Here is a 26,755-nt window from a genome sequence, read left to right as displayed (position 1 = left end):
CTCCACGACGACGACTGCGAGTAGAGCATGAGCACTGAGGCCAGGCCACCACTGGACGTCCGCGTCCTCGACGGAAACCGTCAACACCCCCCGACGGTCTTCGACGACAGCTCCCTGCTGCCGGCCGACCCGGAGACGCTCGCGTCGCTCGGTCACCGCGTCGAGGGCGCGGACCTGGCCGCTCCGGCGGTCGTTCTGCCGGACTTCCACCACAAGTCGAAGATGGAGCTGCCTTCGAGTGTCGCGGTTGCGACCAATGGCACGATCCGGCCGGAGCTGACCAGTTCGTCGGTGAACTGCGGAATGGCGCTGATCGCCGTGGACTCGGAGATGCCGGACGACAAGGCCGTGGACGTGTTCATGCGTGCGGTGCGCGAGCGCTACCCGTATCCCACCCGCGGCACGGCCGAGCTGAGCCGCCAGGAAGTGGTGAAGGCGGTCCGGGACGGTTCCGAGTTCAGCGTGGACCGCTGGGACGCGCCGGCCGACGACCTCGAACGGATCGAGGAGGGCGGCCGGATCGACCTCGAGCGGTACGGCGGTGTCGACCGGATCCGGTCGGAACTCCCGGCGCTCGCGTTCCAGCTGGCCCGCTACCGCTTCGGCACCGTTGGGCCCTCCAACCATTTCGTCGAACTGCAGCGGGTCGAGGAGATCCTCGATCCCGAGCGTGCCGGCAAGCTCGGCGTGACCGAGGGACAGCTGACGATCCAGTACCACGGCGGCGGTGGTGTGTTCACCGGTGAGATCGGCCGCCTGTTCTTCCGGCGCCAGGACTACCCGGCCCAGATCAAGGCCGTGAACGCCGCCCTGAAGCCCTGGTTCCACCTGCGCACAGCGCGGTCCTTCGCTCAGCTCAGGGCACGGCTCGGCCTGTACTTCACCGCAGGCTGCACACCGCTCGCGCTGTCCAGTGACGAAGGCCAACGACTGATGCTCGCGACCGCGGCCGCGATGAACTACGGCTTCGCCTTCCGTACGGCGACGTATGCCGCACTGCGCCGGATCGCGGCCGACTCGTTCGGCGGCGCGACCGGACGGCTGGTCGTGGACTCGCCGCACAACAGCATCTACGAGGAGCCGGTCGGCGACCGGATGGGCGTCGTCCACCGGCACAACTCGTGCAGGGCCTTCCCGGCTTCGATGATGCGGGCAGGCACCACCTTCGCGGACACCGGGCAAGCCGTCCTGCTGCCCGGTACGCATCGCACGTCCAGCTACCTCGCGGTGGCCGGCGACGATGCGGCCACCAGCCTGTACTCCGCCTGTCACGGCGCCGGCACCGTCGTGTCGGATCTGGTGGCTCGCGGCGTCTCCGGCGACGACCCGCTGAAGCGGAAGACGCGCCGGTACCGCTACGACGACGGCGCGCCCACCGACGCCCATCACTTCGACGACCGCGGTGTGAACGCGGCACTGGATGTCCTGGTCCGTAATGGCCTGGTCAAGCCGGTCGCGCGGATGCGACCCATCGCAGTTCTGCACTGATGGTCCGAACACGGGAGAGTTCATGAGGCAGCGGCTACGGAACCTGGCAGCCGGAACGGTGATGACCGTGACCGCGTCCCTGGCCCTGGTGGCCACCGGCGGTCCCGCGATGGCGGCCGGCACCGGCTACTGGGTCAACAACACAGTCGCCTGCAGTGATGTGGGCGCTGGGACGCAAGCCGCACCGTTCTGCACGATTGCCCAGGGCACCAAGAAGGCCGTCCTGCCCGGTGACACCGTGCACATCTCTCCCGGCACGTATCGCGAGCAGATCACCGTCGGTGCCTCGGGTACGGCGACGGATCCGATCACCGTGACGGGTGACGGTCCGGGTGTGGTCGTCCTCGGGACCCGAGCTCTCGGCGGTGCGGCCCTCTGGACCGCGACGAGTACGACCGCCTGGAGCTCGCCGTACGCGCCGCCGTCGCCTCCGCGCCAGGTGTTCCTCGACGGCCGGCGTCTGGCCGCGGCAGCGTCTGCCGCCACGACCACAGCGAACAGCTGGTACTACGACGCCACCGCCAAGGTCTTGTACGTCGACGCAGGCGGGACCAACCCGGGCGACGGTCACCAGATCGAGGCCGGCGCGCAGTCGTTCGGCGTCACCACCACCAGCCGTCAAAACGTTGTCATCAGCAACCTTCAGTTCGGCGGACAGAACTTCGCCGGTGTCCGCCTGCTGTCGTCGTCCGCGATCACCGTGGACCACGTGACGGCGTCGCAGTCCGCGAGCAACGGCATCCTCGTCGATACCTGCCCGAACAGCTCGATCACGATCCGGGCGGCGGCTGTCGACGACTCGCTGTCCACCGGCATCCGGCTGTCCGCGTCCAGCGGTGTCATTGTCACGGCATCCGCCAGTCACCACAACGGTCTGCACGGGATCGGTCTGTCCACTTCGACGAACAACCTGATCACCGGCAACACGACGTACGCGAACACCTCTGTCAACCCGAACGCCACCTCGGTCGGTATCGACGTGAACACCAGTTCGCCGGACAACACGATCACCGGCAACGTCACCTACCAGAACCAGGACAGTGGGATCCAGGTCTACAGCTCCAGCCACCGCGCACTGGTGGCCCGCAACATCTCCTACGGCAACGGCGACCACGGCCTCGACACGCTGGCTTCGACCGGTGTGCGGTACCTGAACAACACGTCGTACGGGAACCGGCGCGACGGCCTCTCGATCGAGGGCAACTCGACCGGAGCGACCATCGCCAACAACCTGCTGGTCGACAACGGGACGACGGCGACCGAGTACGACCTGTACGTCGACGCCGGGTCGTACTCCGGCTTCACCGGTGACTACGACACGGCGTACAACCACGCCACCGCGTCGTCGACCAAGGTCAACGGCACGATCTACAAGACGCTGGCCGCGTTCGCGACCGCGACCGGCCAGGAGAGCCACGGGCAATTGGTGGATCCGGACTTCGCCGGCGCGGGATCCGCCGACTTCCGGCTGACCGGTGGCTCGGCGGCCGTCGACTCGGCCAACGCCGGGGTCACCGGGTTCGCGTCGGCCGACCAGGCCGGCAACCCGCTCGCCGACGACCCGATCGTGCCTGACTCGGGCAGCGGCAGCCCGGCGTACGCCGACCGAGGGGCGCTGGAATTCCAGCCGGTAGCCGGTGTCACCAACTACCCGCCACACGCCACGGCAGTGGTCGACCCGGCGGCGGTGAACATGCCGCCGTCGCCCCCGGTGACCGTCGACGCGAGTGGTTCGAGCGACGCCGATCTGAACGGCATCACGTCGTACACCTTCGACTTCGGCGACGGCACGGTCGTCGGTCCGCAGCCGGCCGCCACCGCGACGCACAAGTACACCGCGACCGGCACGTACACCATCACGGTGACAGTCACCGACGCCGCCGGACTGACCGACATCGCGAGCGGGCAGGAAGTCGTCAGCAACCGAACGGTGCAGACGTACTCGGTCGAGCAGACCAACCCGTCCTGCAGCGACACCGGCCCAGGCACGGTCGCCGCCCCGTTCTGCACAATCAGTGCGGCCGCAAAGAAGATGCTGGCCGGGGACACTACGCTGGTCGGAGCCGGTCAGTACCGCGAGCAGGTACTGCTCACTGCCAGTGGCGAGCCTGGTGCGCCGATCACGCTGCGCGCGACCTCCCCGTCGGCGGTGATCGTCGGCTCCGACGACGTCTCCGACGCGGCCGGCTGGACAGCGACCTCGACGACCGCATGGAAGCACGCGTTCACGCCGGTCCCGAGCCAGGTCTTCCTCGACGGACAATCGTTGCCCAAGGCCACCAGCAGTACGACGACGAGCGCGAACAGCTGGTACTACGACACTCCGACGGCCACGCTCTACGTCGACACCGGCGGAGCCAACCCCGCCTCCGGCCACACCGTCGCCGCGGGCGCCCGGAGTTTCGGTCTGCTGCTCCGCCAGGTCACCGACGTGAACGTCACGGGCTTGACGGTCCGGCAGACCAACCTGAGCGGCGTGTACTTCGACCGGGTCCAGCGAGTGTCGCTCGGCACCATCGACACCGGGCAGGCAGGCGCGCAGGGCGTGACCGTCGACGGGTCGGACCACGTCGCGCTGAGTGGCATCCAGGCGTCGGCCAACCTGTCGATCGGCGTCCGGTTCGCCGGCTCCACCGACAGTGAGGTCCGGGCCTCGGCCACCCACGACAACAACTTCCACGGCGTCAGCGTGCAAGGCGGCGCCCGGGTCACGGTGGCCGGTGTGACCAGTTACCGGAACAAGCGGCTCGCCTCCCGGATCGCGACCGGCATCGACGTCAGCCTCTCGAGCCGGCAGACCGTCGTGGAACAGAACCTGGTCTACGGCAACGACGACTCCGGGATCGAGGCGTACACCGGCGCCACCGGGACGATCATCCGGCGCAACATCGCATACGACAACGGCGACCACGGTATCGACGACTTCTCCGCGCCTGGGTCGATCGTGGTCGGCAACACCGTGGTCGGCAACGCCACCGCCGGGATCAACTTCGAAGGCGGCTCCAGCGGCGCGACCAGCCGGAACAACGTGACGACGGACAACGCCGTCGGCAGCACCCGCACGATCGGTGAGATCCGGGTCGACGAGAGTTCCGCCGCGGGTACGACGCTGGACCGCGACCTGGTCCACAAGAGCAACGGCGGCCCGCTGTTCGAGTGGGCGTCGCAGCCCTACACCACACTGGCCGCCTACCAGACCGCCAGCGGCCAGGAGCCGTCCGGCAAGGCCGCCGACCCGCGGTTCGCCGGCCTCACCGCCCGCGACCTGCATCTGACCGGTGCGTCCCCGGCGATCGACGCAGCCGACACGGCGACCACCGGTTCGACCGACCGCGACCGCGACGGCGTGCTGCCGGTCGACGATCCCGCGGTTGCGAACACCGGCGTCGGCCCCACCGCCTACGCGGACCTGGGAGCCTACGAATACGTCGGTCCGGTCGCTCGCGCAACCGCGTCGCCGGCCGGTGGCTTCGCGCCGATGGACGTGCGCGTGGACGGCTCCACCAGTGTCGGTCTGGGTGCGCCGATCACGTCGTACCTGATTGCCTGCGGCAACGGTACGACGATCGCCCAGGCGAGTGGGACCTGTTCGTATCCCAGCGCGGGTTCCTTCACCCCGACGCTCACCGTGACCGACACGGCCGGGTTGAGCGACACCTGGACGAATGCGCCGATCGTCGTACAGCCCAACGGCGTACCAACAGCACGGCTGACCGCTACGCCCGTGCAGGCCTACGTTCCGCAGCAGGTCGTGCTGGACGCGTCCACGTCGTCCGATGCCGACGGCAGGCCGCTGGTCAGCTACGTGTTCGACTGTGGCAACGGGCAGGCGGCCGGTGCGCTCACGACAGCCAAGGCAACCTGCAACTACCAGAGCGCCGGCACGTTCACCGCGGCGGTGACGGTCACCGACACCGGTGGGCTGACCAGCCGGACGACTGCCCAGGTCAGCATCCTCGCCGATGTGCCGCCGACCGCGGTGCTGACGCTGAACAGGTCCTCGATCAAGGTGAAGCAGGCCGTCCAGGTCGACGCCTCCAAGTCGACCGACCCCGACAAGACGCCGATCGTGACCTACACGTTCGACTGTGGCAGCGGCGCCGTCAAGCCGCCGCAGGCCGGTCCGACCACGACCTGCAGCTACACCGCGACCGGGACCTATGTGGTCCGCGTGACGGTTGCGGACACGATCGGGTCGTCCGCGTCCGCCTCCAAGACGGTTCAGGTCACGCCATGAGGCAGAGGAACGGACGAAGGGCGCGACGATGACGATCGAAGAGATGTTCCGCCGGATCGTGCGGGCCCACCTGGGGGCCATCCTGGTATGCATGCTGCTACCGGTCGCGGTGGCGGCGGCGCTGGCCGTGGACCGGCCCGACCCGACCATCGCCTCGCTCCGGCTGCAGGTGATCTCGGGTGCGCCGAAGTCGGCGACCGAGGCCGAGGGGATGAGCAGCCGGGTGTTGGCGCTCGCGACGACGCCGAGTCTGCTCGGTGCGGCGCTCGGGGCGGCCGGCGCGCCTCGCGACGTCCAGGAGTTCGCCGCGACCAACGTGACGGCGCAGCGGCTCGGAGAGTCGCCGATCGTCGAGCTGAGTGTCTCCGACGACGATCCGCTGGCTGCGGGTCCGATCGCCTCCGAGCTGGCTGCCCGCGTCGTGATGTTCATGAATCAGGGCGACCAGGCGGCGTTCAGGGACACGCTGGCCGATCTGGCCGACCAGATCACAGACGCGACGATTCAGCGCAACCAGCTGGTCGCCCAGCTGAAGGGCATCGCCGATGTGACCGCACGACAGGATCTGCAGGTCCAGATCCAGTCGGCGAACCTGCTGGTGTCCCAACTGAGCAGCCAGCGGGCGACGCTGGTGGCCGACGAGGCGACGAGGGATCAGGTCGTGCTGGTCGGAAACAAGCCGGACATCCGCCAGGTCCACACCTCGATGCTTCCGCAACTGGCGCTCGCCCTGTTGCTCGGCCTGGTCCTCGGGCTGACCGCGGCGACCATCCTCGAGACGTTCCGCCCGCGGGTGAACAGCATCCGGGCGCTCGCTCGCCTGCTGCAGGCACCCGTTCTCGGCAAGTCGACCGAGCACATCGGATCGCTGCGCAACACGATGGCGCTGGCCGCACGCCGTCAGGGCGTGGACGCCGTCGTCCTGATGGGTGCCGACGACGGCGATGCCGAGACTGTCAGCACACTGCTGTTCGCCCTGTCGGGACACTCGTCCCCGCGACCCAAGCTGAGAAAGGAAGCGAACACCCCGGCCGGCCGCGCAGCGGACGAACCGCCGTACGACGTCGACGTTCCGGACCTGGCGGGCTTCTCCGACGTCCGCTTCACCGGACTCTCCGCTGTGACGCCACAGGACGAGATGACGGCGGGCGTGGTCGTGGTGTCTGGCGGGACCGTGTTGTTGCGAAGTCTCGATGATCTCGACGACGTGCTGAAGGCTGTCCGGTGGCCGGTGCTGGGCATCGTCCACGGCCCGGCCCGGCGCCGGTTCGGCAGGTTGGCGTGACCACGGCTCTGGTGCACACCGCCGGACAGTGTGTGGCCCTGCACGGTTCGGACGCCGTCGTACGGTCTGTGGTCGAGTCGGCCGGTGGTCCGGAGCGCACGGGCATCTTGACGACCGAGCAGCCCAATGTCGTGCTGGCGATCGAGTCCGACCGGCGACCGTTCAACGTCCACGGGTTCGAGCTCGTCACCAGGGGCGTCTGGGCGAGCGACAGCGGCGAAGTGGTCCTGGAGAGCATCGGCGGCTCCGGATTCGATCAGCGGTGGTCGATCGACGTGGACGGCCTGCGAGTCGCCAGTCGTTGGCGTCCGTCCTCCCAGGCGTCGGCCGCGGCACGACTGCTCCCGGCGAGGCATCGTGCGTTGAGCAGCCAGGTCCTGCTGCACTATCCGGCGCTCTGGTTCGCACTGCAGCGCCGCCTCGTACCCCTGCACGTGTCGATGGTCGAGGTAGGCGGCGTCGCGGTTCTCCTGGCCGGGCCGGGTGGCGTCGGCAAGTCGACATTGGTGGCGCGTGCGCTGGCCGACGGGGCACGAGCGAGCTGCGACAACCTCGCCGTCTGCGACGGAGAAACGGCGTACGGTGTGGCCGAACCGTTGCGGCTGCTGACCGGTGACGGCCGACGATCGTTCCACGGCCGGCGCGAGCAGGCCTGGCCGCATCGGGTGCGCTCGCTTCCACCTGAGCTGGTTGTGGTGCTTCGGCGCGGAACGCAGGCCGAGCCTCAGCTGCGACAGCTGGACGCGACGGAGGCGGCTCGGCGGATCGTTGCGGGCACCTACGCCGCCGGTGAGCTCCGGCGATTCTGGCCGCTCGCCGCCGTTCTTGCCTCGGCGACCGGCTGTGGTCCGGTTCATCCACCGATTGAGCGAGTGGCCGCAGGCCTGGCCGATCGGCTGCCCTGCGTGGAGGTGCGACTTGCACGCGAACCGGGAGCCGGGCTGACAGAACTGCTCAGGCAACCGCTGGCCGCGGTTCGTACCGGGAGGGCCGGCTGATGGCCCCCGAGGGACGGATCGAGGTCGCCCAGATCGTCACGAGGTTCATCGCGGGTGCGGGTGGCGTGGCCTTGCGAGGTGCGCTCTGCCTTGATCCCGATCGCTACCGGGTCACCATCATCACCGGGCAGGGCGGTCCGCTCACCGATCGGGCCGAGGCCGCGGGGATGCGGGTGGTGATCGAACCGTCGTTGGTCTCACCGCTGTCACCGCGAGACGATCGGCGCGCGTTGCGCCGGCTCACCGAGCTGTGCCGCGAGGGCAGGTACGACGTGGTGCACACGCACAGTGCGAAGGCCGGCGCGCTGGGGCGGCTGGCGGCTCACCGGGCCTCGGTTCCGCGCATCGTGCACACGTACCACGGGTTCCCGTTCCACGAGTTCCAGAATCCGTTGCGGAGAGCGGCGTACGTGGCGATCGAGCGGCGGTTGGCCGGTATCACTGACAGCGTGCTGGCGATCGGCAGCGGGGTTGCCACGGAGGCCTTGCGGCGTGGACTGGCCAAGCCGTCCAATCTGCGCACTGTCGCTCCCGTGGTGGAGGCGGTCACGGTCCCGCGCACCGCCGAGTCGAGGGCGGCCGCCCGGGCCGAGCTGGGGATCGCCGACGGCATCGCGCTGATCGGCACGGTCGGCCGGATCGATTACCAGAAGGCACCGGAACACCTGATCGCCGCGGTGGCCGGCCTCCGGCACACCGCTGCGACGGCTGTCTGGGTCGGGTCCGGTCCCGGAGACCGGGAAGCGGCCGCACTGGTACGGCGTGCCGGCCTCACTGACCGCTTCGTCTTCCTGGGCGAACGATCCGATGTCCCACAGCTCCTGCCGGCGTTCGACGTCTTCGCGATGGCCAGCCGCTACGAGGGCCTTCCCTGTGCCGTTGTCGAGGCGATGCGCTGCGGCATTCCGGTCGTCGCGACCGCCGTCAACTCCGTGCCGGACCTGGTCGTCCCGGGGGAGACCGGCGTTCTGGTTCCGCCAGGGCGGCCGGGACTGCTGGCCGAGGCGATCGACGATCTCCTCGACGACCGGGCGAAGGCCGATCGGCTGGCCGACGCAGGCCGGGTCGCGGCGGGCAGTACGTTCGATGCGGAAAGCCTGGGCGCCGTGCTCGACCAGGTGTACTCCGCGCACCGCGTCCTCGGATTGGTGACCTCGTGACCAGCGCGAAGTCTGTCGGCCGGGTCGCGCGGCCGGGATCGCCGTGGCTGCTGTTGTGCCCGCCGGGCACGGTGACGATCGACGTCCGGACAGATCCGGTGAGGGCGGGGCTCGCGTCCGGCGAGTTGCCTGTCGTGCTGGTGGATCAACGGCTCTTCAGCCGGCGACGGCTCCGGAAGACGGCCCGCGAGCTCGGAGTCGTAGTCGAGCGAGAGTTCGTCGTACTGCCGAGCATCGAGCGCCCGATGGTGGTGATCGACGACACGGCGGAGGCGATCCGGCACTTCTGGACCGCGGTGGCGACGGTGCCGCCGGGGGTGGCCGTCACCGCCCTGCCCGCGTCCGCCCTGCTCGGTCTGGTCCGGCTGCTGCCTTGGCGTCTGACCGGTGCGGCGGCACCGGGTCGGGTCGTCGTCGGGCGGCGACCATGAGCGAGACCACGCAGTTCCTGCCACGTGCCGGATCTGTCCACGACCTGCTCTTCGCGCCCGGGAGTCGCGGCATCCTGATCGCCACGTCGCGCGACCCGGACGCGAAGCGAACGTTCATCGTGACGCCGCCCGCGGGCAACTACGTGGACGGCCCGGCCGGCCCGGCGGCGATCAAGATTCCGGTCACCGTGGCGGCGGCCGGCGCGATCAACCGGGAGATCCGGATGCTGCTCGCGTTGCTCGAGGCGGATCTGGGCGACCTCGAGCGGACCGTTCCCCGCTACCTCCACACTCTCGACAGCGACGGACTGCCCGCCGTCGTGACGACGGTTCTGCGGGGAACGCCGATGAGTGTGGCGTACCACCGCTGGATGCATACCGCCCGGCGGCGCGCGGTGGCGACGGACTTCGCCCTGGCCGGAGACTGGCTCCAGCGGTTCCAGTCGGCGACCGCCGGCGAACCTTCCCGGATCACCTGGGCCGCGGAGGTCGCGGCCGCTGTGCGCGACCGGTGGGCGGGCAATCCCCGCCTCGAGGCAGCCCAGGTGAGACTGGCTGCAGCGGACCGGCAGCTGCGGCGTCAGCGGGTGGCACGGACCATGGTTCACGGCGACTACTGGTTCGGGAATCTCCTGGTCGACGAGGGCCGGATCTCCGGGGTTGTCGACTGGGAGAGCGGCGTACGCCGGGGCTGGCCGTTGCGCGACCTGGTCCGGTTCGCGCTGACCTACTGCCTGTATCTCGACCGCCATACGCGCGAGGGCCGCGCGGTGCGCGGGCATCGCGGTCTGCGCCGCCGGGGCTTCGGCGGCGGGATCAGGTACGGCCTCCTGGAAGCAGGCTGGTTGCCGGATCTGGTCCGGCTCTCGCTGCGCACCGGGATCGACAGCCTCGGGCTGCCGGCCGAACTCTGGTACGGCGCTGCCCTCGCGGGACTGGGCGAGATCGCGGCGGGCGCGAACGACGACGAGTTCGCCGAGCATCACCTCGCGCTGCTGGCCGAACTTCCGTACCGGCCGCTCGCCGACGAACTGCGACGGAGCTGACTCCATGACGACGACGGCTCCCACTGCTCCCACTCAGCCCGGCGGCATCGTCGGCTGGTCTGCCCGCCCCCGGGGCGACGTAGTCGCGGCCGTGATGGGACTGACGACCTGCCTGTTGCCGTTCCTGGTACCGGCCGGGCCGGCGAACACCGCGGCCGCGGATGTCGGAATCGTGCTCAGCATCGTGCTCGCCGTCCTCTGGGTCGCTCGCGCACACCTTCCGATCAAGCTGCCCTATCTCGTGGGAGTCGGCGGACTGATCCTCGGCGGGGCATTCGCAGCGTTCGTGTCAGCTGCGCCGTTGGGCGTCGGCCTCGTGCTGGCCCAGGACGTCCTGCTGCTGGCCTGGAGCGCGTCACTGGCGCTCGGCCGGCACAATCCCGCGATCGTCGGCGCGGTCACCATGGCCTGGTGCCGCACGGCCGCCATCTACTCCGGCGTGATGGCCATCGCTTATCTGGTGGGCATCAACGCACTGACCGGTGTCTCGGCGAAGGACGGCGTCCGGGCGTCGTACACGTTCGGCGACCCGAACCTGGCCGGCAACTATCTCGTCGTCTCGTTGTTCCTGATGGCCGCGTGCCGGCATCCCCGGTCCCCCGGCGTCCGCCGGATCGCCTACGTCCTGGTGCTGATGGCGATCGGCTTCACCGGTTCGAACGGGGCGATGCTCACGCTGCTGGTGGGACTCGTCTTCGCCTTCGCGGTGACCAGGTATCGCCGTCAGGGCGCGGTCGCCGGAGTCGCGACGCTCGCGATCGCTGCTCTGGTCGGCGGGCTGATGGCCGGGTTCGTGATGCCTCGGGTCGACCTGGGCCAGATCCGCGAGCGGGCCGCGGGCAGCGTGCCGCTGCTGCGGGACTCGTTCGGGCGCAGTGCGAACTCCAGCGGTGAACGGGCAACGATCGTCCGGGAGGGCACGAGCCTGTTCCTCGAGGGTGATGCGGCCGGCTTCGGTCCGGCCCGGACGAAGGCCACGCTCGCCGCGACCCAGGCGCCGTACGTGAAAGAGGCGCACAACGACTATCTTGCGACACTGCTCGAGCGCGGCCTGATCGGCGCGATCGGCCTGCTGCTGCTCGGTGTGGCCGTCTTCGTCCGCTGTCTGCGGCTCGTGGTCGGCAACCTGCCGAAGGCGTACGCCGAACTCGTGCCCAGACCGTGGCTGCTCGCCGTCATCGGCCCGGTGATGGCGACCGCGGGAGGTTTCTACGAAGTGCTCCACTTCCGGCATCTGTGGACCTGGCTGGGTCTCGTCGCCGCCTTGGTGCTGGCGATGCACGACCAGCGGGAAGAGTCCTCATGATCCGGTCGACGCTGCGCTCGGGTGGGCCTGTCCGGACCGTGCTCGCGAACTGTTCGGCCCGGCTGCTCGCGATTCTGGGACTGACGCTGGCCACCGTCCTGGTCGCCCGGATCGGCGGCCCGGCCGAGGTCGGTGAGTATGCCCTGCTCCGGATGCTGCCAGGCCTGGTCGGCGTGCTGTGCGTGCTGGGACTGCCTGGTGCGCTGGCGTTCTTCCTCGCCGAGCCGCGCCGCGGACTACCCCGGCTGTGGCCGACGCTGATGGCGATCGGCGGCGCCGGCGCCATTCTCGGTACGGCCTTGTGGGTTGCTGCCTCTCCAGTGATCGCCAAGGTCTTCTTTCCCGACGAGCCGCCGTGGCTGATCGCGGCCGCGGGCGCGACCGTCGCGTCCCAGCTGGTCCTGACCCTCGGCAAGACCGCGCTCCAGGGACTGGAGGACCGGCGGGGTGGCGACCTGGTCATCGCCGCGGAGGAGCTCGCGTTCCTGCCCTGCTTCCTGGTGCCGTTGGCCGCGGGAATCCACGGGATCGCGGCTGTCGTCGTCGGGCTCGGCCTCGCCGATCTGGTCGTCGCGGTCGACGCCTGGCGCCGGGTCAGCCGCCGCCTCGGTTGGCGTCGGCTCGGTCTGGCCGGCGGCGCGTTCGGCTGGTGGGGCAGGCCGGACAGGCAGCTCGGCCGGCGGGTGGCGTCGTACGGACTGCGGGGTCAGGTGGGTGGGCTCATCACGTTGCTCAACCTCCGGCTGGACGTCGCGATCCTGGGTGCGATGGCCGGTCCCGCAGTCCTCGGTGGCTACGCGGTTGCCTCGAAGTACGCCGAACTGCTGCGGCTGCCCGGGACGGCGTTGACCTGGGTCTTCTATCCACGTCTGGCCAAGATCGATCAGGCCGAGGCGGCTCGGGTGGCCAGGCGGATGGTCGGGCCGGCGCTGATCGGCATCGCTGCCGCCGCGATCCCGGTCGCGCTGCTCGCGTCGCCCGTACTGCGGATCCTGTACGGCGCCTCGTTCGGGCCGGCCGTGACACCTGCCCGCGTCCTCGTCGCCGGAATGGTCCTGGCCGGCGCGTCCGGAGTGGCCAGTGCGTACCTCTACGGCCGGGGCACACCCGGGCTGAACTCACTCGTCCTCGGTGTCGGGCTGGCGATCACCGTTGTCCTCGACATCTCGCTCATCCCACGTTTCGGTGCGCTCGGTGCCGCGGTCGCGTCCACGGCGGCGTACCTGTCCACCGACGCGTTGCTGATCGGTCTGCTGCTGCGCCTCAGCCGGCCGCCGGCGCAAGGCCGGGCTTCGGTCGCGATCGGTGAGGTCACGCCATGAGGACAGTGGCCCTGGTGATGGCCGGGCTGATGGTTGTCGCTGGATGTTCCGGTGCCAAGACGGAGCCCGATCCGGCGGCGCGGTCCGCCGGCACCGGAAGCTCGGTGACTCCTACGCCCCCGCCGAGCCGGCCGGCCGCCGGATCGACCACAACCGCCGCCGGTCCGGATCTGGCAGGTGATCGGTACGTCGCTCTCGCCGGCGCACTGCATCGACGCGGGGTGGCGGTGTGGTGGGAGACCGATCTCGTCGCTCGCTGGCTCGAGGGCCCGGCCGCCTTCGACCAGGCCGTCGCACGCCTGAGCGAGCTGGCGAAAGTGCCGGGAACCGTCGGGTTCAAGGTTTCCGACGAGATCGGCTACGGGGACGGACTGACCTCGATGGCGCAGGCCACCGACTTCCTCGGCCAGGCCCGGAGCCGGCTCGCCGAGGTTGCCCCCGGCAAACAAATTCTCGTCGACGCCGTAGTGCCGGAGCTCGGCTGCCTGCCCTGGCGAGGTGCCAACCAGGAGTCGTGTGCGCAACGAGTCCGGAGGAAGTATCCGGCAGCAACAGCTGCCGCCGTCGAGAGTTACCTGCACGCGGGGCTGATCGACCATCTGGATCTCAGCACCGGTCTGCTGGAGGACGACATCTATGCCAAGTGGGGGACCGACCGGCGGGATGCGCAGTCCGCCGCGTGGAAGCGCGTGGTGGCACAGGGATGGGGTTCGCTGACCGTCCTGCAGGCCCGCAAGGCGCTTGCCGCGGCCAACGGCTATCAAGGGTCGGCCGATCAGGCAGCGTCCGACGCGAGCACGTACATCGATGTCCCGGTCGGCGCGGGCGCGAAGGCGGTCGACGTCTGGACCTGGCGGCAGCGTTATCAGGGACAGGTGGTCAGCCTCCTCGCTCCAGACCTGGGCGGGAACACCTTGTGGACAGCGCTGGTCCGGCGCAAGCAGGACGGCGTTCAGTTGCTCACCCACATGACGCCTTCGTCGCTGCCCACGGACTCAGCCGGATTCGGCCGCGAGTGCGATCGTGCCGCCGAGGCGTTCACGGCGGTCTTCGTCGCCGCCGGCACGGGTTAGTCGAGAGGAGAAGCAATGGCATCGAGTATCCGAGTGCCAGGACGGCACGCAGCCTCCCGCGAGACAGTCGGCCCGGTGCGGCGACTGCTGGACGTCGTGGTCGGCGGCCTCCTGCTGGTGCTGGTTTCGCCGCTGCTCGCCGTCGTCGCCGCGTTGGTCCTTTGCACGAGCGGGCGGCCGGTGTTCTTCCGGCAGGCCCGCGTCGGTGAGAACGGCCGGCTGTTCTCGCTGTACAAGTTCCGCACCATGCGAATGTTTGCCTCTGGCCCCGAAGTCACCGCTGCCGCGGACCCGCGGATCACCAGGGTGGGCGTCTTCCTCCGGCGTACGGCGATCGACGAGCTACCGCAACTGTGGCACGTGGTCCGTGGACAGATGACCCTGGTCGGTCCGCGGCCGGAGAGCGCCGTACTGGCCGCCCGGTATCCCGCCGACTGCCGCCCGGTGCTGCTCGCTCGCCCGGGGCTCACGGGACCGGCGCAGCTGCGGTATCGCGAGCGGTCCGCCGTACCTCCGGACGGCCGGACCGACGTGGAACGCTGGTATCTCGAGGTGCTCGTCCCGCTCCGTGTCGCGGCCGACCGCGAGTACCTGGACCGCCCGACGCTCCGGCGGACGCTGTACTACCTCGTCGTGACCGCGCTGTTCGTGGTCGGCCTCGCCGATCTGCAGCGGCCGGTGGCGGGTCAGACGGCTGCGTCCTCGTAGTCCTCGTAGGCCACGTCGGCGGACCGGACCACGATCGGGTCGCAGCGGGCGTTGAGGCACTGTCCGCTGGCCAGGTCGAACTCGAAGTTGTGCCCGAGGCAGCGCAGTACGCCGTTCACCACGACACCGGTCTCGGCGAGATCCTCGCCCGCGTGCGGGCAGTACCGGCTCACCGACAGTTGCTTGCCACCGGAATTGATCTCGATCGTCTCCTGCGGATCCCGGGCGGTCTCGAACAGCTCGACCGCTCGCAACGCCGCGCGGTCCGCGTGCTTGAGCAGGCCGACCAGGTAGTCGTTGTAGCGATCGGGTTGCCGGCGTGCGGTGAAGCGCAGCGAGAGCAGCAGTTCCTCCCACCGGGTCCGGCCGGACACCACACCGTCGAGCCAGCGCCCGTCCAGCGTCAGCCGATAGTCAGCGTGTCCGTTGCCGCCGTCGAGATCCACCCAGACCCGGTCCGGACCGATGTGGGCGTCCCACAGGCCACCGTTCGGGCCCATGACCTCGAACCGCAGCGTCATGCCGATCCGGGCGAGGAAGTACTCCGACAGCGTCCCGAGCGACTCCACATGTTCCTTGAACCGCTTCGCCAGTCCCGGCCGCGGCTCGGGATTCGCGGCCCAGGCGGCATCGACGGCCGGCCGACGGCGCGCGGCGTACTCCTTCAGGTAGCGGCGGCGCTCGGCCGGTCCGGCGTCCAGCGCGAAGCCGTTCCATTGCGGATCGCGAACGACGGACAGGTCGTCGAGCAGTATCCGGTCTCCGGGCAGGAGGCAGACGGCGTCCTGCTCCGGGATCCGGTCGGCGAGCCAGGCGACCGCCTCACCCTGATCGGGAAAGATCCCGCCGGGGTGCAGGCCGCTGTTCAGTTCGAAGAGGTCGTCGTCGAGGAAGCACGGCGGGCCCGCGTACGGCATCACCAGCCGGGGCTGGACCTGCCGGACCAGGCGGGTGACGGCCTTGAACTTGCCGATCCGCTTGATCGTGGCGATCCGCTCCCGCTCGACCTCGTCGTACTCGTAGCGAACCGGGTGCCAGCTCGCACCGGACATCTGCACACCCATGACGTCGAGCGGACCGCCGACCTCGGTGACGGCTCGCCTGGTCTGGCTGAGTGAGATCCGCGCGTCGTTGGTGTGCATCACACTGCGGTCACCGATCTTGAACAGTACGGCGGAGTCGTGGCTCATCGGGCACTGCTCGGGAATCACCGTCAGCCAGTCCCGGTCGTTCAGCGCGTGGCGCTCCCAGGCGTCGAGTACGACGATCCGCGTCCGGCCGATCGCTCGCAGCCGCCGCTGCATGATCGTGGACGGATAGCGCGGAACCACGACCGGCACGGCCTCGGGGAGGCCGGCGATCAGGTCGAGATCGAGGTGGTCCAGGTGCTCGTGCGACACGACGACCACGTCGACGTCCAGGAGCTCGCGCGTGAGCAGATGGGCGTTGTCCGGGAACTGGAACCATGACCCGAGGAACGCCCCTCCCGGCGACAACCAGGGGTCGGCAAGCACCCGGACCCCTGGTCCGTCGATCCGCAATCCGGCATGCCCCAGCGCAGTGACCATCGGCTCACTCATGTCACCAGGCTCCCGGCACGCCCGGGCCGAGGCATCCCCCCGCCGCACGAGAACCACTACGCCATCCGGCCCAGGTCAGCGGGTGTGTCTGGTCCCGGAGTCCTGAGCGCAGGCGATTGCAGGTAGCTGCAACTTTCTCGTCAGAGACCCGCAGGCTCGGCTATAGTCGGCGCGATCTCGAGCTCTTCGAGACGTTTGTGGAGGGGGACTCCTTATGAAGTTGCAGCGCCTTGCGCTCTCTCTGGCCGGTGTCGGCCTGATTTCGGCTGTGGCCGCATCCGCCCCGGCTACTGCGGCCACACCGGACGGCACGCACTCCTGGGCTGCCAAGACCGCGCCGACGACCAAGGCGGCGACCGTCGACGCTTGCCTGACCTCGATCGCGTCGCCCAGCGCGGCCGGGATGGTGGACGGCGTGGACGTCGAGGCCAGCCGCCCCGTGAAGGTCTACCCGTACGGCGACCCGATCAAGTTCGTCGGGACCCGCGCCAACGCGACCTGGTACCTGGCGGCGAACGCCGCGGCGACCCAGTTCTACTTCTACGGCCTGATGCTGCAGGGCGGGAACCTGTACCGGCACACGACGTACATTCCGGACAGCAAGCCGCCGGTGGCGACCTTCAAGAAGGTCGGTTCGGGCTGGACCAGCTTCAAGTCGATCGCCACGTCGAACTACAGCGTCGGCCTGCCGCGGCACGCGTACCTGTACGGCCTGAACACCAACGGCAGCCTGTACCGGTACTCGATGGTCGGCGCCGGCTTCAAGGCGCTCGGCCCGATCCCGGGCTTCCGCGGCTTCAAGGCGATGACCGTCCTCAGCGAGAACGCGACGTACGACACACTGCTGATGACCACCAACGCCGGTGCGCTGTGGACCGCCCACATCCCGGTCGCGGCCGGGGCCAAGCCGGTGATGAAGCTGATCCGCTCCTCCGGCTGGTCGGCGTACGAGTCGCTGGTCGTCTACGGCTGCGGTACCCGTGGCGGTTCGCTGGTCGTCGGCGTGGACCGCGACACGAAGTCCGGCTACCTGTACGGCATGAGCAAGGCGAACGGTTCCAAGACTGCCTTCCTCTCGTACGGCAAGGTCCCCGCCACGTTCAACGGCGTCGACGCGGTCTCGATCACCACGCACTACGACCAGTTGGTCGGCGAGTAGTCACATCCGCTCAAGTGCTGGCCGAGGCCGTGTGCCTCGGCCAGCACTTCTGCTTCTGTCAGCGGGCGAGTGTCCAGTAGCGGGCGTTGGCCGGAGCTTCGACTCGCCACCTGGGCGACGTGGTCGGGTACACGCGGGTGCTGAGGACGCGGCCGGCGCTGGTGAAGACCTCGAGGGTTGAGCCGTCGAGGATGATTCGGGCCGCTGGGCGGTCGGATTCGGAGTCGAAGGCGTCCGTGACCTGCATGCGGCCGCCGTGGGCGTGGGGGCTGAGACTGGCTTGGGTGCGGTCGATGGTGAGGGTGTCGGCGTCGAGTTCGATCACCAGGCGTTCCTGCTCGCTGAAATGGATGACGACCTGCCCGGAGCCTTCCGGTACGACGATTTCGCACTGTGCGCCTGTCGACGCACCGTTGGCGGGTGAGCCATCGCCGACGCGGAGGGTGTCGAGCGTCGGTACGGGCGCGCTGCGTAGTGACGAGTCCGAGCCGAGCCAGACGACCCGGGGCAGCGAGATGACCCCGGCCCAGTCGTCGGTCCAACCCGGCCGGTCCCGTCCCTCGGTCAGCCAGCCGAACAGCAGCGGCCCGAATCGGCTGTCCCGCAAGGCCGACGCCGCGTAGAAGTTGGTCCCGTGATCGACGCGCCGCGGAACCACCGGTACGTCGACATCGAACGACAGCACGTCAGCGGGCCCACCTTCCGGCGACCACGACCCGACCACCGCGATCCGGCGGCCGTCGATCGTGAGCATCTGCGGGCATTCCCACGCGGCCCCGGTGTCGTAACCGTCCACCACGCCGCGGGGCAGTTCGGCGAGCGGACCGGCGAACGTCCAGTTCTCGAGGTCGGTCGAGCGGTACGACGGGATGCTCGCCCCACGGTCGACGTACCCGGCGCCGACGACCATCCACCAGCTGCCGTTCTCCTGCCAGACAAAGGGATCGCGGAACATGATCGCGTCCGACGGGTCAGGCACCACCTGATGCGGCGGCCCGAACGACACGCCGCTGTCGTCGGACACGGCGGTGAGCACCGACTGGTACGGGCGTCCCTCGATGTGGCCCGAGTAGAACGCGCGGACCCGTCCGTCGTCCAGGACCGTGTTGCCGGACCAGCAGCCGTCGGTGTCCGGCCCGCCCGGTTGCGGCGCCATCGCGGGCCGGTGCAACGTCCAGCGCACGTAGTCGGGCGAGGTCGCGTGCCCCCACTCGACCGGTACGTGGTGATCGAGCGTGGGCCGCGACTGGAAGTACAGGTGTACGTCGTCGCCCACCTCGATCGGCCCGTTCGGGTCGTTGAGGTATCCGCGCGGCGGCCGGATGTGGAACGCGGGGCGGAGGTGCGCCACCACTTCGGCCGATCGGGCTGCGGACTGGGTCTGGGTCACCGTGATGCTCCTGCCGTGATGCCTGCGATGAAGTATCTCTGGGCGAAGATGAACAGCAGCACGCTCGGCAGGATCGCCAGTACGACGCCGGCCAGCACGACCGAGATCGAGCCGGTGCCGAGGTTCCCCTGCAGACCGACCTGCCCGAGCGGCAGCGTGAAGTTGTCCTGCGACTGCAGGAAGATCAGCGGCCGGTAGAACTCCGCCCAGAAGCCGGAGAAGTTCAGGATCGCGAGCGTGGCGATCGCCGGACCGGCCATCTTGGCGTAGATCATCAGGAACGTCTGGAAGTGACCGGCCCCGTCGATCCGGGCCGCCTCGCCCAGTTCCTTCGGCATCTGCATGAAGTACTGCCGCATCAGGAAGGTGCCGAACGCGCTGCCGAGTGCCGAGACCACCAGCGACAACGGGCTGTCGGAGAGTCCGAGGTACCGGATGATCACGAACACCGGGATGATGATCGTCTGCAGCGGCACCATCATGGTGGCCAGGAAGATCCCGAAGATCACCGAGCGCCCCGGGAAGCTGACCATCGCGAACGCGTACCCGGACAGCGTGCAGGTGATGGTCTGCCCGACCACGATCAGCCCGGTGACGATCACACTGTTGAAGAAGAACCGGCCGATCGGGATCCGGTCGAAGACCGCGCCGTAGTTCGAGAAGTCCGGATGCAGCGGGATCCACTGCGGTGGATTGCTGAATGCCTCGGCCGGCGTCCGCAGCGACGTGGTGACGGTCCACAACAACGGGCCGAGGGCAATCATCGCGGCGATCACCAGCACCGCGACGCCGGTGATCCGGCCGATCCGGGCCAGCGTTCCGGTGGATTCTGTCATTGGTAGAACACCAGCTTTCGTGCCGCGAGGAACTGCAGCCCGGTGATGACCAGGATCGCCGCCAGCAGCACGATCGCGATCGCCGAGCCGTACCCGAACTGCAGGTTCTGGAAGCCCTTCTGGTACATCTGGATCGTCACCGTCGTGGTCGCCGACCCCGGGCCGCCCTTGGTCATGATGTACGGCTGGTCGAACAGCTGCATCGCGTTGATCAGGGCAACGACCGCGGCGAACAGGATCGTCGGGCTGATCAACGGGATCTTGATCCGGAACAGCGTCCGGAACCCCCCGGCGCCGTCGATCTGCGCGGCCTCCAGTACGTCGGTGGGGACCGACATCAGCGACGCGACGAACAGGACGAACGTGAACCCGATCTGCTGCCACACAGCGATCAGCACGATCGTCGCGGCCGCCCCGAACCCGCTGGTCAGCCACGGCACGTTCGAGATCCCGAGCAGGTTGAGGTAGTAGTTCACGACCCCGAACTTGTAGTCGAACAGGTAGCCCATGAAGATCGACACGGCCGCCGTGGACGCGAGCAGCGGCAGGTAGAACGCCGTACGGAACAACGTCCGTACCCAGACCAGCTTGCGCTGGTTGACCAGGACGGCGAGCCCGAGCCCGATGGTCAACTGCAGTACGACGATCGCGAGCGCCATCCCCAGGGTTACGCCGAACGACTTGAGCACCGGCCCGTCGGTGAACAGCCGCTGGTAGTTCTCCAGTCCGACGTACTCCGGTGTCGAGATGACGTCCCAGGAGAAGAACGACAGACCCAGCGAGGCGACGATCGGGATCGCGGTGAAGACTGCGACGAACAGCACCGACAGCCCGATCATCGCGAACCCGAACCGCGCCTCTCCGTGCGAGGACGGGTGACCGCGCCGCTTCACGACGGCTTCGCGCACCTCCGCGGTGACGGCAGCCATCAGCTCGCTCCTGCTGCTTTCTCGAGGTCGGACTGCAGCCCGTCCAGAGCCGCCTTCGCGTTACCGGACGAGATCGCCTGCGTGGTGCGCTGGTTCAGCGCGGTCGCGAGCGCGTTGTAGTACGGCGGGGCGGGGATCGGGGCGGTGTCCGGGTGCTTGGTCAGCGTGTCGTAGAAGACCGACCAGTGCTTCGGGCCGGTCTTGGCGTACCGCGCGGCCGTCACCAGGGACTTGCGGCCGGGCGTGGTCACGTTGCCCGGGAAGACCAGGTCGAAGGTCTCCGGCTTCACCAGCAGCTTCAGGACCTCCCAGGCCAGGTCCTTCTTCTTCGACGACTTGAAGATCGCGTACCCGCCGGCGCCGAACAGGTGCCGCTGGCTCTTCCACTTCGGGAACATCGTGACGTCGAAGCTGCCGTTCTTCATCCCGGCGTTGGTCAGGCCGCCGGCCCAGAACCCGCCGCCGATCGACATCCCGATCCGGTTCGACGCGAACAGGCCCTGCAGGGTGCCGCCACCGCCGACATCGGGCGACGGTGACAGACCCTTCTTGGTCAGCTCGATCATGTAGTTCAGCGCCTCGACGGTGGCGTCCGAGTTCGCCGTCGGTGCGCCCCACTTCCAGCCGCCCTTGCGGCCCGCGGCGGCAGCGTCACCGGCGTACGCCTTGTTCCACAGCCAGTCGCCGCCGTCGTACTTGCCCTCCTCGAGCAGGTTGGCGTTGTTCGCGTACATGAAGGACGTCCAACTACCCCACAGCCGGACCACCCAGCCGAAGGCGTTGATGCCCTTGAACTTGGCGATCTTGGTGGCCGCGGTCTCGAAGTCGTCGAGGGTCCAGTCCGCACTCGGTGGTACGACGCCGGCGCGCTGGAAGAGGCCCGTGCTGTAGAACATGTTCCCGGCGTTGAAGCTGTCCGGGAGCTCCCACAGGTGGCCCTGGTACATCATCGACTCGACCAGGGCCGGGTGGATGTCGGCGAAGTACTCCTTCAGCGCATCCAGGTCCTTGGTGACGTAGTCGTCGAGCGGGACCGCGAGCTCCTTCGACGCCATCAGCTGCAGGCCCTCGGTGGCGACGCTGATGATGTCCGGCGGGGTCCCGGCCGCGATCTGGGTCAGCACCTTGGCCAGGAAGTCGTTCCAGTCGGTGCCGTTGATGGCGGAGATCTCGAACTTGATGCTCGCGTCCAGCTTGGAGATCTGCGGCTGCAGCCGGTTCTGCAGCTGGGTCGCCTGTGCCTGCTCGCCGAAGTACAGCATCTTCAGCGACTTCGACGAGCCGCCGCCGTCCTTGCTGCAGGCGGCCAGGTCGGCCAGCGCGGCGAGCCCGAGCCCACCGGCTCCGGCCTTCAGCAGCGTACGGCGGGCGAGCGAGCCTCCGGGCGGATTCATACCTGTCATGAGGGTTCCTCCTTGACCGCTCGGGCGGCCCGGCGCGCCGCCCAATACGTATTGACCCGGGACGGTAGCAGCGGTGTACGGTGGGACGCAATACGTATTGGGTCCATCTGTGATAGAAAATTGACGGCGGCGGGCGAGCCGCGCACCGTGAAGGGGGACCATGGCGAAGCAGTCGGACGGCCGGCCGAAACGCGTCACGATGACCGACGTCGCCCGACGCGCGGGGGTGTCCCAGCCGACCGTCTCGTTCGTGCTCAACGACCGCCGCGACGTCGCGGTGGCCGAGGAGACCAGGCGGCGCGTGCTCCAGGCCGCGGCCGAGCTCGACTTCGTCCCCAACCGGGCGGCCCAGCTGCTGCGGTCGAACAAGTCGTTCACTGTCGGCGTCGTGACCAGTGGGATCGTGTCCCAGCCGTACGCCGGTCTGATCGTGCTCGGCCTGCAACAGGTCGTCCAGCCGGCGGGCTACGTGTGCATGGTCGTCGACACGACCGACGACCCGGGGCAGGGCGACGACGCGGTGGCGAGCCTGGTCGGGCAAGGAGTCGCCGCGATCGTGTACGCCTCGCTCTCGCCCAAGCCGCTGCACCGCAGCCCGCGCCTCGACGGGATCCGGACGATCTTCGTCAACTGCTGGCCCGAGGAGGGGCACGCCGACACGATCCTGCTGGCCGACGAGTACGCCGGTGGGCGCGCCGCGGCGGCGTCCGTCTTCGAGCGCGGGCATCGCGAGGTCGCGTTCCTCGGCGGCATGCGGAACGACTATGCCTGCAAGGAACGCCGGCGCGGATTCGACGACGCCGCGCGGGCGGCCGGTCTGCGTCCGGCCGACCTCGTCCATCGGTACGGCACCTACCAGATCGGGAACGGGTACGACCTCGCGACCGAGGTGATCACCGAGCATGCGCCGACAGCCTTGGTCTGCGGGAACGATCGAATGGCGATCGGCGCGCTGCTTGCCCTGCATGCGCTCGGGCTGGAGTGCCCGCGGGACGTCAGCATCGTCGGCTTCGACAATCAGCCCGATGTCGCGGACCAGGTCCGTCCGGGCCTCACGACCGCCGAGCTGCCGCACCTGATGCTGGGCCGACGGGCAGGCGAGCTCGTGGTGGCCGGCCCGGACGATGCACCCGAGCGGGTGATCGTCGACTGCCCACTGATCGAGCGTGAGTCGGTCGGTGATCCGCCGCGCCGGCGACCACGGGTTACTGCGAAATGAGCCACTGGCGCCCGTCGTCGGGTTTCGTCGGTGATGTGATCCCGTTCAGTCACGCCGGCCGGATCTGGCTGTTCTACCTGCTGGACGAGCGTCCGGAGGACCCGACCGCCGGTGCGAGTGGGATGCCGTGGGCGTTGGTGTCCACCACGGACTTCGTGCAGTACACGGACCACGGCGTCGTACTGCCGGCCGGGGATCGGGATGCGGTCGATTTCGACTGCTACACGGGCAGTGTGGTTGCCGATGGCTCTCAGCTGCATCTCTTCTACACCGGGCACAATCCGCGGCGCGGGGACGCGAACGGGTCGTACCAAGTCGTCTGTCACGCGATCAGCGACGGCGATCCGACGCGATGGACCAAGCAGCCCGAGCTCTCTTTCGGTGCGCCTGCAGGCTTTGTGCCGCAGGACTGGCGGGATCCGTTCGTGTACCGGCCCGCAGCCGATCAGCCGTGGCAGATGATCCTGGCGGCACGGTACGCCGATGCGCCGGATCGCCGGTGTGGTGTTGTCGCGCGATTGACGTCGACCGACCTGGAGCGGTGGACGATCGCGGAGCCGTTGTGGGAGCCGCACCGGTTCATCACGCAGGAGTGCCCGGACGTGTTCCAGTGGGGCGACTGGTGGTATCTGGTGTACTCCGAGTTCACCGACGCGTTCCAGACCCGTTATCGGATCGCGCGCGGGCCGGACGGTCCGTGGCTCGCGCCGGGGCGTGACACTGTCGACGGGCGCGCGTTCTACGCGGCCAAGTCGGTCGAGCACGAGGGGCGCCGGTTCTTCATCGGCTGGATCCCCACAAAACAAGGCGATTCCGATGCCGGCCGGTGGGAGTGGGCGGGCGATCTCGCCGTACTCGAGGCGCATCTGGAGGACGACGGGTCGTTGGCGTTCGGACTTCCTGCGGAGGTCGTGGCGACGTATTCCGACGTCCAGCAGGTGAAACTCGACGTCGAGCCTGCTCTTGATCGGTACGCCGCGTGGGTCGGGGAGCTCGCGCCGGAGCGGTGTCTGATCACGCTGACCGTTGACGTCGAGGCCGGCACGCAGGCGCTCGGGTTGTTGCTGCACGCCAGTGCGGACGGGGAGGACGCCACCGTCGTACGACTCGAGCCGCAGCGCAACCGCATCGTCCTCGACCGCTGGCCCCGCGGACGAACGGGTCCCGCCCAATGGCAGGTCGACGGCGACGTCCCGTACGTCGTGGAACTCGAACGGGCCTGTCCGCTCCCACCCGGTCGGCACACGGTGCAGATCCTCCTGGACGGCACCACCGGTCAGGCCATCGTAGACAACCGAGTAGCCCTGACCTTCCGCCGCTACGAACTGGGCCCAGGCCACCTCGGCCTCTTCGTCACCGACGGCGCCGTAGACCTCGTAGAACTCCAGGTGGCCCGGCCGGCGGGTTAGATTGCGGGGGCCTCGTCCGCCCAGGGTTTGTGGAGGTTCTCGTGCGTCGTATTGTGCTGGCTGTTGTGATGGCCCTCGTGGGGCTGATTGTTGTGCAGCCGGGGGCTGCGCAGGCGGTTGGGCCGAGTAGTGTGCGGCGGGTTGGAAGTGAGGACTTCGCCGATCCCGGGTTCGCGCACCTTGGCTCGAAGTACTACCTGTTCCGGACCGGCGCTGGATACGGCACGCGCTGGACGACGAGCGGTGGCTGGTCGGCGATCCACAAGTCGATGGCGACGATCCCGGCCTGGGTCGACCACGGCAAGCCGCTGATGTGGGCGCCGGAGGTCTTCCAGAGTTCGGACAGCCGCGGCGCGTTGTACGTCATGTACTTCACCGGCGAGTCCGCGTCGCGGCACGTGCACTGCATCGGCGTCGCGACCTCCCGTCGTCCGGCAGGGAACTACACCCCGGGTGCCAAGCCGGTCGTCTGCTCGCCGTGGGTTTCGCGCGGCTACGAGGCGATCGACCCGGCGGCGTACCGGGCCAAGGACGGCAAGCGGTACCTGATCTACAAGAGCGACTACCGCAACGCGTCCGGCTTCCAGATCCGCGCGGTCCAGATGGACACGCAGACGGGGACGCGCGTGGTCGGCAAGAGCATCGCCAAGATCGTCAGCTCGACGAAGATCGAGGGCCCGTCGGTGATCGCGCACGGCGGCAAGGTGTGGCTGTTCGCCTCCCGCGGCGACTACATCAACTGCTCCTACAACACCGACGTGTGGTCCGCGAGCACCTTCTGGGGCGGTCGCTTCACCCGAGTCAAGACCCTGATGACCACCAGGTCGACCCGCCTCTGCGGACCGGGCGGCGCCACCGTCATCAACGTCGGCGCGACCACCCGGATCGCCTTCCACGCGTACGTCGACGCGAACCACAACGGCGTGAAGGACTCGAGCAAGCGCCAGGCCTACACCGGTGTCCTCAAGTGGGACGGCGCCGGCCGCCCGTACCTGGCCTGACAAAGAACGGACCGCCGGCTACCGACCGACGCCGCCTGCGCGGTGCCCCGCGACTCTTGTGCCAGGGTGGCTCGCATGAATGATGAACGGACGCGGCAGACCCGTCCGGCCGAGCCCCGATTGCCGGCTGCTGTCGCGGTGATGGCGGCGATCGGGCTGTACGCCGTACTGCCCAGCGCTCTGCAGATCGGGCCACGGTTCGTGATCCCGGCGCTGGAACTGCTGCTGTTCGTTCCACTGGTCCTGGCCAACCCGCGCCGGATGAGCAAGGAGAACCGCTTGCTGCGACGGCTGTCGATCGGCCTCGTGCTGCTGATCGCGCTGTCCAACACGACTGCCCTCGTGCTGCTGATCCGGTCGCTGGTTGCAGGGGAGGCGACAGCGGGTGGTCAGTTGCTGGCAGCCGCCGGCCAGGTGTGGCTGACGAACGTTCTCGTGTTCGCGCTCGCGTACTGGGAGCTTGATCGGGGCGGTCCGGTCTCGCGCTTCCGGGTCGACCGGCCGGGATTGCCCGCTGCCGACTTCCGGTTTCCCCAGGACGAGGACCACGACGCGATCAGTGAAGTGGCGCGGCGGTCCTCGGCCAGGTCCGGCTGGACCCCGGGATTCATCGACTACCTGTTCGTGTCCGTCACCAACTCGTCGGCCTTCAGCCCCACCGACACCATGCCGCTGACCGTTCGGGCCAAGCTGCTGATGGCGGTCGAATCGGTCTCGGCCCTGATGCTCTCGGTCCTGGTCGTCTCCTTCGCCGTCGGACTCCTCGGTCCCTGAC

General features: G+C 68.9%; 21 protein-coding genes. 16 read left to right on the top strand and 5 right to left on the bottom strand.

Annotation, left to right across the window (positions count from 1 at the left end; genetic code table 11):
* The first annotated feature begins 27 nt into the window (after positions 1-27).
* The 11 genes from EV647_RS01845 to EV647_RS01795 are packed head-to-tail and all read left to right on the top strand — an operon-like array spanning position 28 to position 15,054.
* The gene (locus tag EV647_RS01845) at positions 28-1,488 is read left to right on the top strand and encodes an RtcB family protein (RefSeq protein ID WP_133997405.1); all 1,461 of its coding nucleotides are present in this window, start codon (positions 28-30) and stop codon (positions 1,486-1,488) included.
* A gap of 22 nt (positions 1,489-1,510) precedes the next feature.
* Entirely contained in the window at positions 1,511-5,725 is a 4,215-nt protein-coding gene (locus EV647_RS01840; RefSeq protein ID WP_166680186.1) for a right-handed parallel beta-helix repeat-containing protein, read from the top strand.
* Between the two features lie 28 nt (positions 5,726-5,753).
* Positions 5,754-7,010, top strand: coding sequence for a hypothetical protein (locus EV647_RS01835; RefSeq protein ID WP_133997399.1), 1,257 nt, complete (start codon positions 5,754-5,756; stop codon positions 7,008-7,010).
* On the top strand, positions 7,007-8,008 hold the full coding sequence (locus EV647_RS01830) for a hypothetical protein (protein ID WP_133997396.1): 1,002 nt from the start codon (positions 7,007-7,009) through the stop codon (positions 8,006-8,008). Before EV647_RS01835 ends, EV647_RS01830 begins: the two co-directional genes overlap by 4 nt.
* Positions 8,008-9,168, top strand: coding sequence for a glycosyltransferase (locus EV647_RS01825; protein ID WP_133997393.1), 1,161 nt, complete (start codon positions 8,008-8,010; stop codon positions 9,166-9,168). Before EV647_RS01830 ends, EV647_RS01825 begins: the two co-directional genes overlap by 1 nt.
* Positions 9,165-9,599: a hypothetical protein gene (locus EV647_RS01820; protein ID WP_133997390.1), complete on the top strand. Its 435-nt coding sequence runs from the start codon at positions 9,165-9,167 to the stop codon at positions 9,597-9,599. Before EV647_RS01825 ends, EV647_RS01820 begins: the two co-directional genes overlap by 4 nt.
* On the top strand, positions 9,596-10,645 hold the full coding sequence (locus EV647_RS01815) for an aminoglycoside phosphotransferase family protein (RefSeq protein WP_133997386.1): 1,050 nt from the start codon (positions 9,596-9,598) through the stop codon (positions 10,643-10,645). Before EV647_RS01820 ends, EV647_RS01815 begins: the two co-directional genes overlap by 4 nt.
* A gap of 4 nt (positions 10,646-10,649) precedes the next feature.
* A complete protein-coding gene (locus EV647_RS01810) occupies positions 10,650-11,951 on the top strand; it encodes an O-antigen ligase family protein (RefSeq protein ID WP_133997383.1) in 1,302 nt (433 codons plus the stop codon).
* The gene (locus tag EV647_RS01805; protein WP_133997380.1) at positions 11,948-13,273 is read left to right on the top strand and encodes a lipopolysaccharide biosynthesis protein; all 1,326 of its coding nucleotides are present in this window, start codon (positions 11,948-11,950) and stop codon (positions 13,271-13,273) included. Before EV647_RS01810 ends, EV647_RS01805 begins: the two co-directional genes overlap by 4 nt.
* Positions 13,270-14,346 (top strand): hypothetical protein, encoded by a 1,077-nt coding sequence (locus tag EV647_RS01800; protein ID WP_133997377.1) that lies wholly within the window; start codon positions 13,270-13,272, stop codon positions 14,344-14,346. The genes EV647_RS01805 and EV647_RS01800 overlap by 4 nt, the downstream gene beginning before the upstream one ends.
* A gap of 15 nt (positions 14,347-14,361) precedes the next feature.
* The gene (locus tag EV647_RS01795) at positions 14,362-15,054 is read left to right on the top strand and encodes a sugar transferase (RefSeq protein WP_133997374.1); all 693 of its coding nucleotides are present in this window, start codon (positions 14,362-14,364) and stop codon (positions 15,052-15,054) included.
* On the opposite strand, the gene EV647_RS01790 is transcribed toward EV647_RS01795, so the two are convergent.
* On the bottom strand, positions 15,033-16,634 hold the full coding sequence (locus tag EV647_RS01790; RefSeq protein ID WP_133997371.1) for an MBL fold metallo-hydrolase: 1,602 nt from the start codon (positions 16,632-16,634) through the stop codon (positions 15,033-15,035). The two genes, EV647_RS01795 and EV647_RS01790, sit on opposite strands and share 22 nt — an antisense overlap.
* 214 nt (positions 16,635-16,848) lie before the next feature.
* On the opposite strand from EV647_RS01790, the gene EV647_RS01785 reads away from it, so the two are divergent.
* The gene (locus EV647_RS01785) at positions 16,849-17,793 is read left to right on the top strand and encodes a hypothetical protein (protein ID WP_133997367.1); all 945 of its coding nucleotides are present in this window, start codon (positions 16,849-16,851) and stop codon (positions 17,791-17,793) included.
* Positions 17,794-17,851: 58 nt separating this feature from the next.
* On the opposite strand, the gene EV647_RS01780 is transcribed toward EV647_RS01785, so the two are convergent.
* The 4 genes from EV647_RS01780 to EV647_RS01765 are packed head-to-tail and all read right to left on the bottom strand — an operon-like array spanning position 17,852 to position 22,351.
* A complete protein-coding gene (locus EV647_RS01780) occupies positions 17,852-19,183 on the bottom strand; it encodes a glycoside hydrolase family 32 protein (RefSeq protein WP_166680185.1) in 1,332 nt (443 codons plus the stop codon).
* On the bottom strand, positions 19,180-20,019 hold the full coding sequence (locus tag EV647_RS01775; RefSeq protein ID WP_133997364.1) for a carbohydrate ABC transporter permease: 840 nt from the start codon (positions 20,017-20,019) through the stop codon (positions 19,180-19,182). Before EV647_RS01775 ends, EV647_RS01780 begins: the two co-directional genes overlap by 4 nt.
* Complete coding sequence (locus EV647_RS01770) at positions 20,016-20,948, bottom strand: carbohydrate ABC transporter permease (protein WP_238176968.1); 933 nt, start codon at positions 20,946-20,948, stop codon at positions 20,016-20,018. Before EV647_RS01770 ends, EV647_RS01775 begins: the two co-directional genes overlap by 4 nt.
* Positions 20,948-22,351 (bottom strand): sugar ABC transporter substrate-binding protein, encoded by a 1,404-nt coding sequence (locus EV647_RS01765; RefSeq protein WP_133997361.1) that lies wholly within the window; start codon positions 22,349-22,351, stop codon positions 20,948-20,950. The genes EV647_RS01770 and EV647_RS01765 overlap by 1 nt, the downstream gene beginning before the upstream one ends.
* A gap of 160 nt (positions 22,352-22,511) precedes the next feature.
* Here EV647_RS01765 and EV647_RS01760 point away from each other — a divergent pair, with 160 nt between their 5' ends.
* The 4 genes from EV647_RS01760 (at position 22,512) to EV647_RS01745 (ending at position 26,754) form a co-directional block, all read left to right on the top strand.
* A complete protein-coding gene (locus tag EV647_RS01760; RefSeq protein ID WP_133997358.1) occupies positions 22,512-23,570 on the top strand; it encodes a LacI family DNA-binding transcriptional regulator in 1,059 nt (352 codons plus the stop codon).
* Positions 23,567-24,979, top strand: coding sequence for a glycoside hydrolase family 32 protein (locus tag EV647_RS01755; RefSeq protein WP_133997355.1), 1,413 nt, complete (start codon positions 23,567-23,569; stop codon positions 24,977-24,979). The genes EV647_RS01760 and EV647_RS01755 overlap by 4 nt, the downstream gene beginning before the upstream one ends.
* Positions 24,980-25,020: 41 nt before the next feature.
* Entirely contained in the window at positions 25,021-25,980 is a 960-nt protein-coding gene (locus EV647_RS01750; RefSeq protein ID WP_133997351.1) for a family 43 glycosylhydrolase, read from the top strand.
* A gap of 75 nt (positions 25,981-26,055) precedes the next feature.
* Positions 26,056-26,754 (top strand): hypothetical protein, encoded by a 699-nt coding sequence (locus EV647_RS01745; protein WP_133997347.1) that lies wholly within the window; start codon positions 26,056-26,058, stop codon positions 26,752-26,754.
* Position 26,755: the final 1 nt, after the last annotated feature.

The organism is Kribbella sp. VKM Ac-2566, assembly GCF_004366005.1.
Lineage (GTDB): Bacteria > Actinomycetota > Actinomycetes > Propionibacteriales > Kribbellaceae > Kribbella > Kribbella pratensis.
This window is presented reverse-complemented; position numbering and strand designations above follow the sequence as displayed.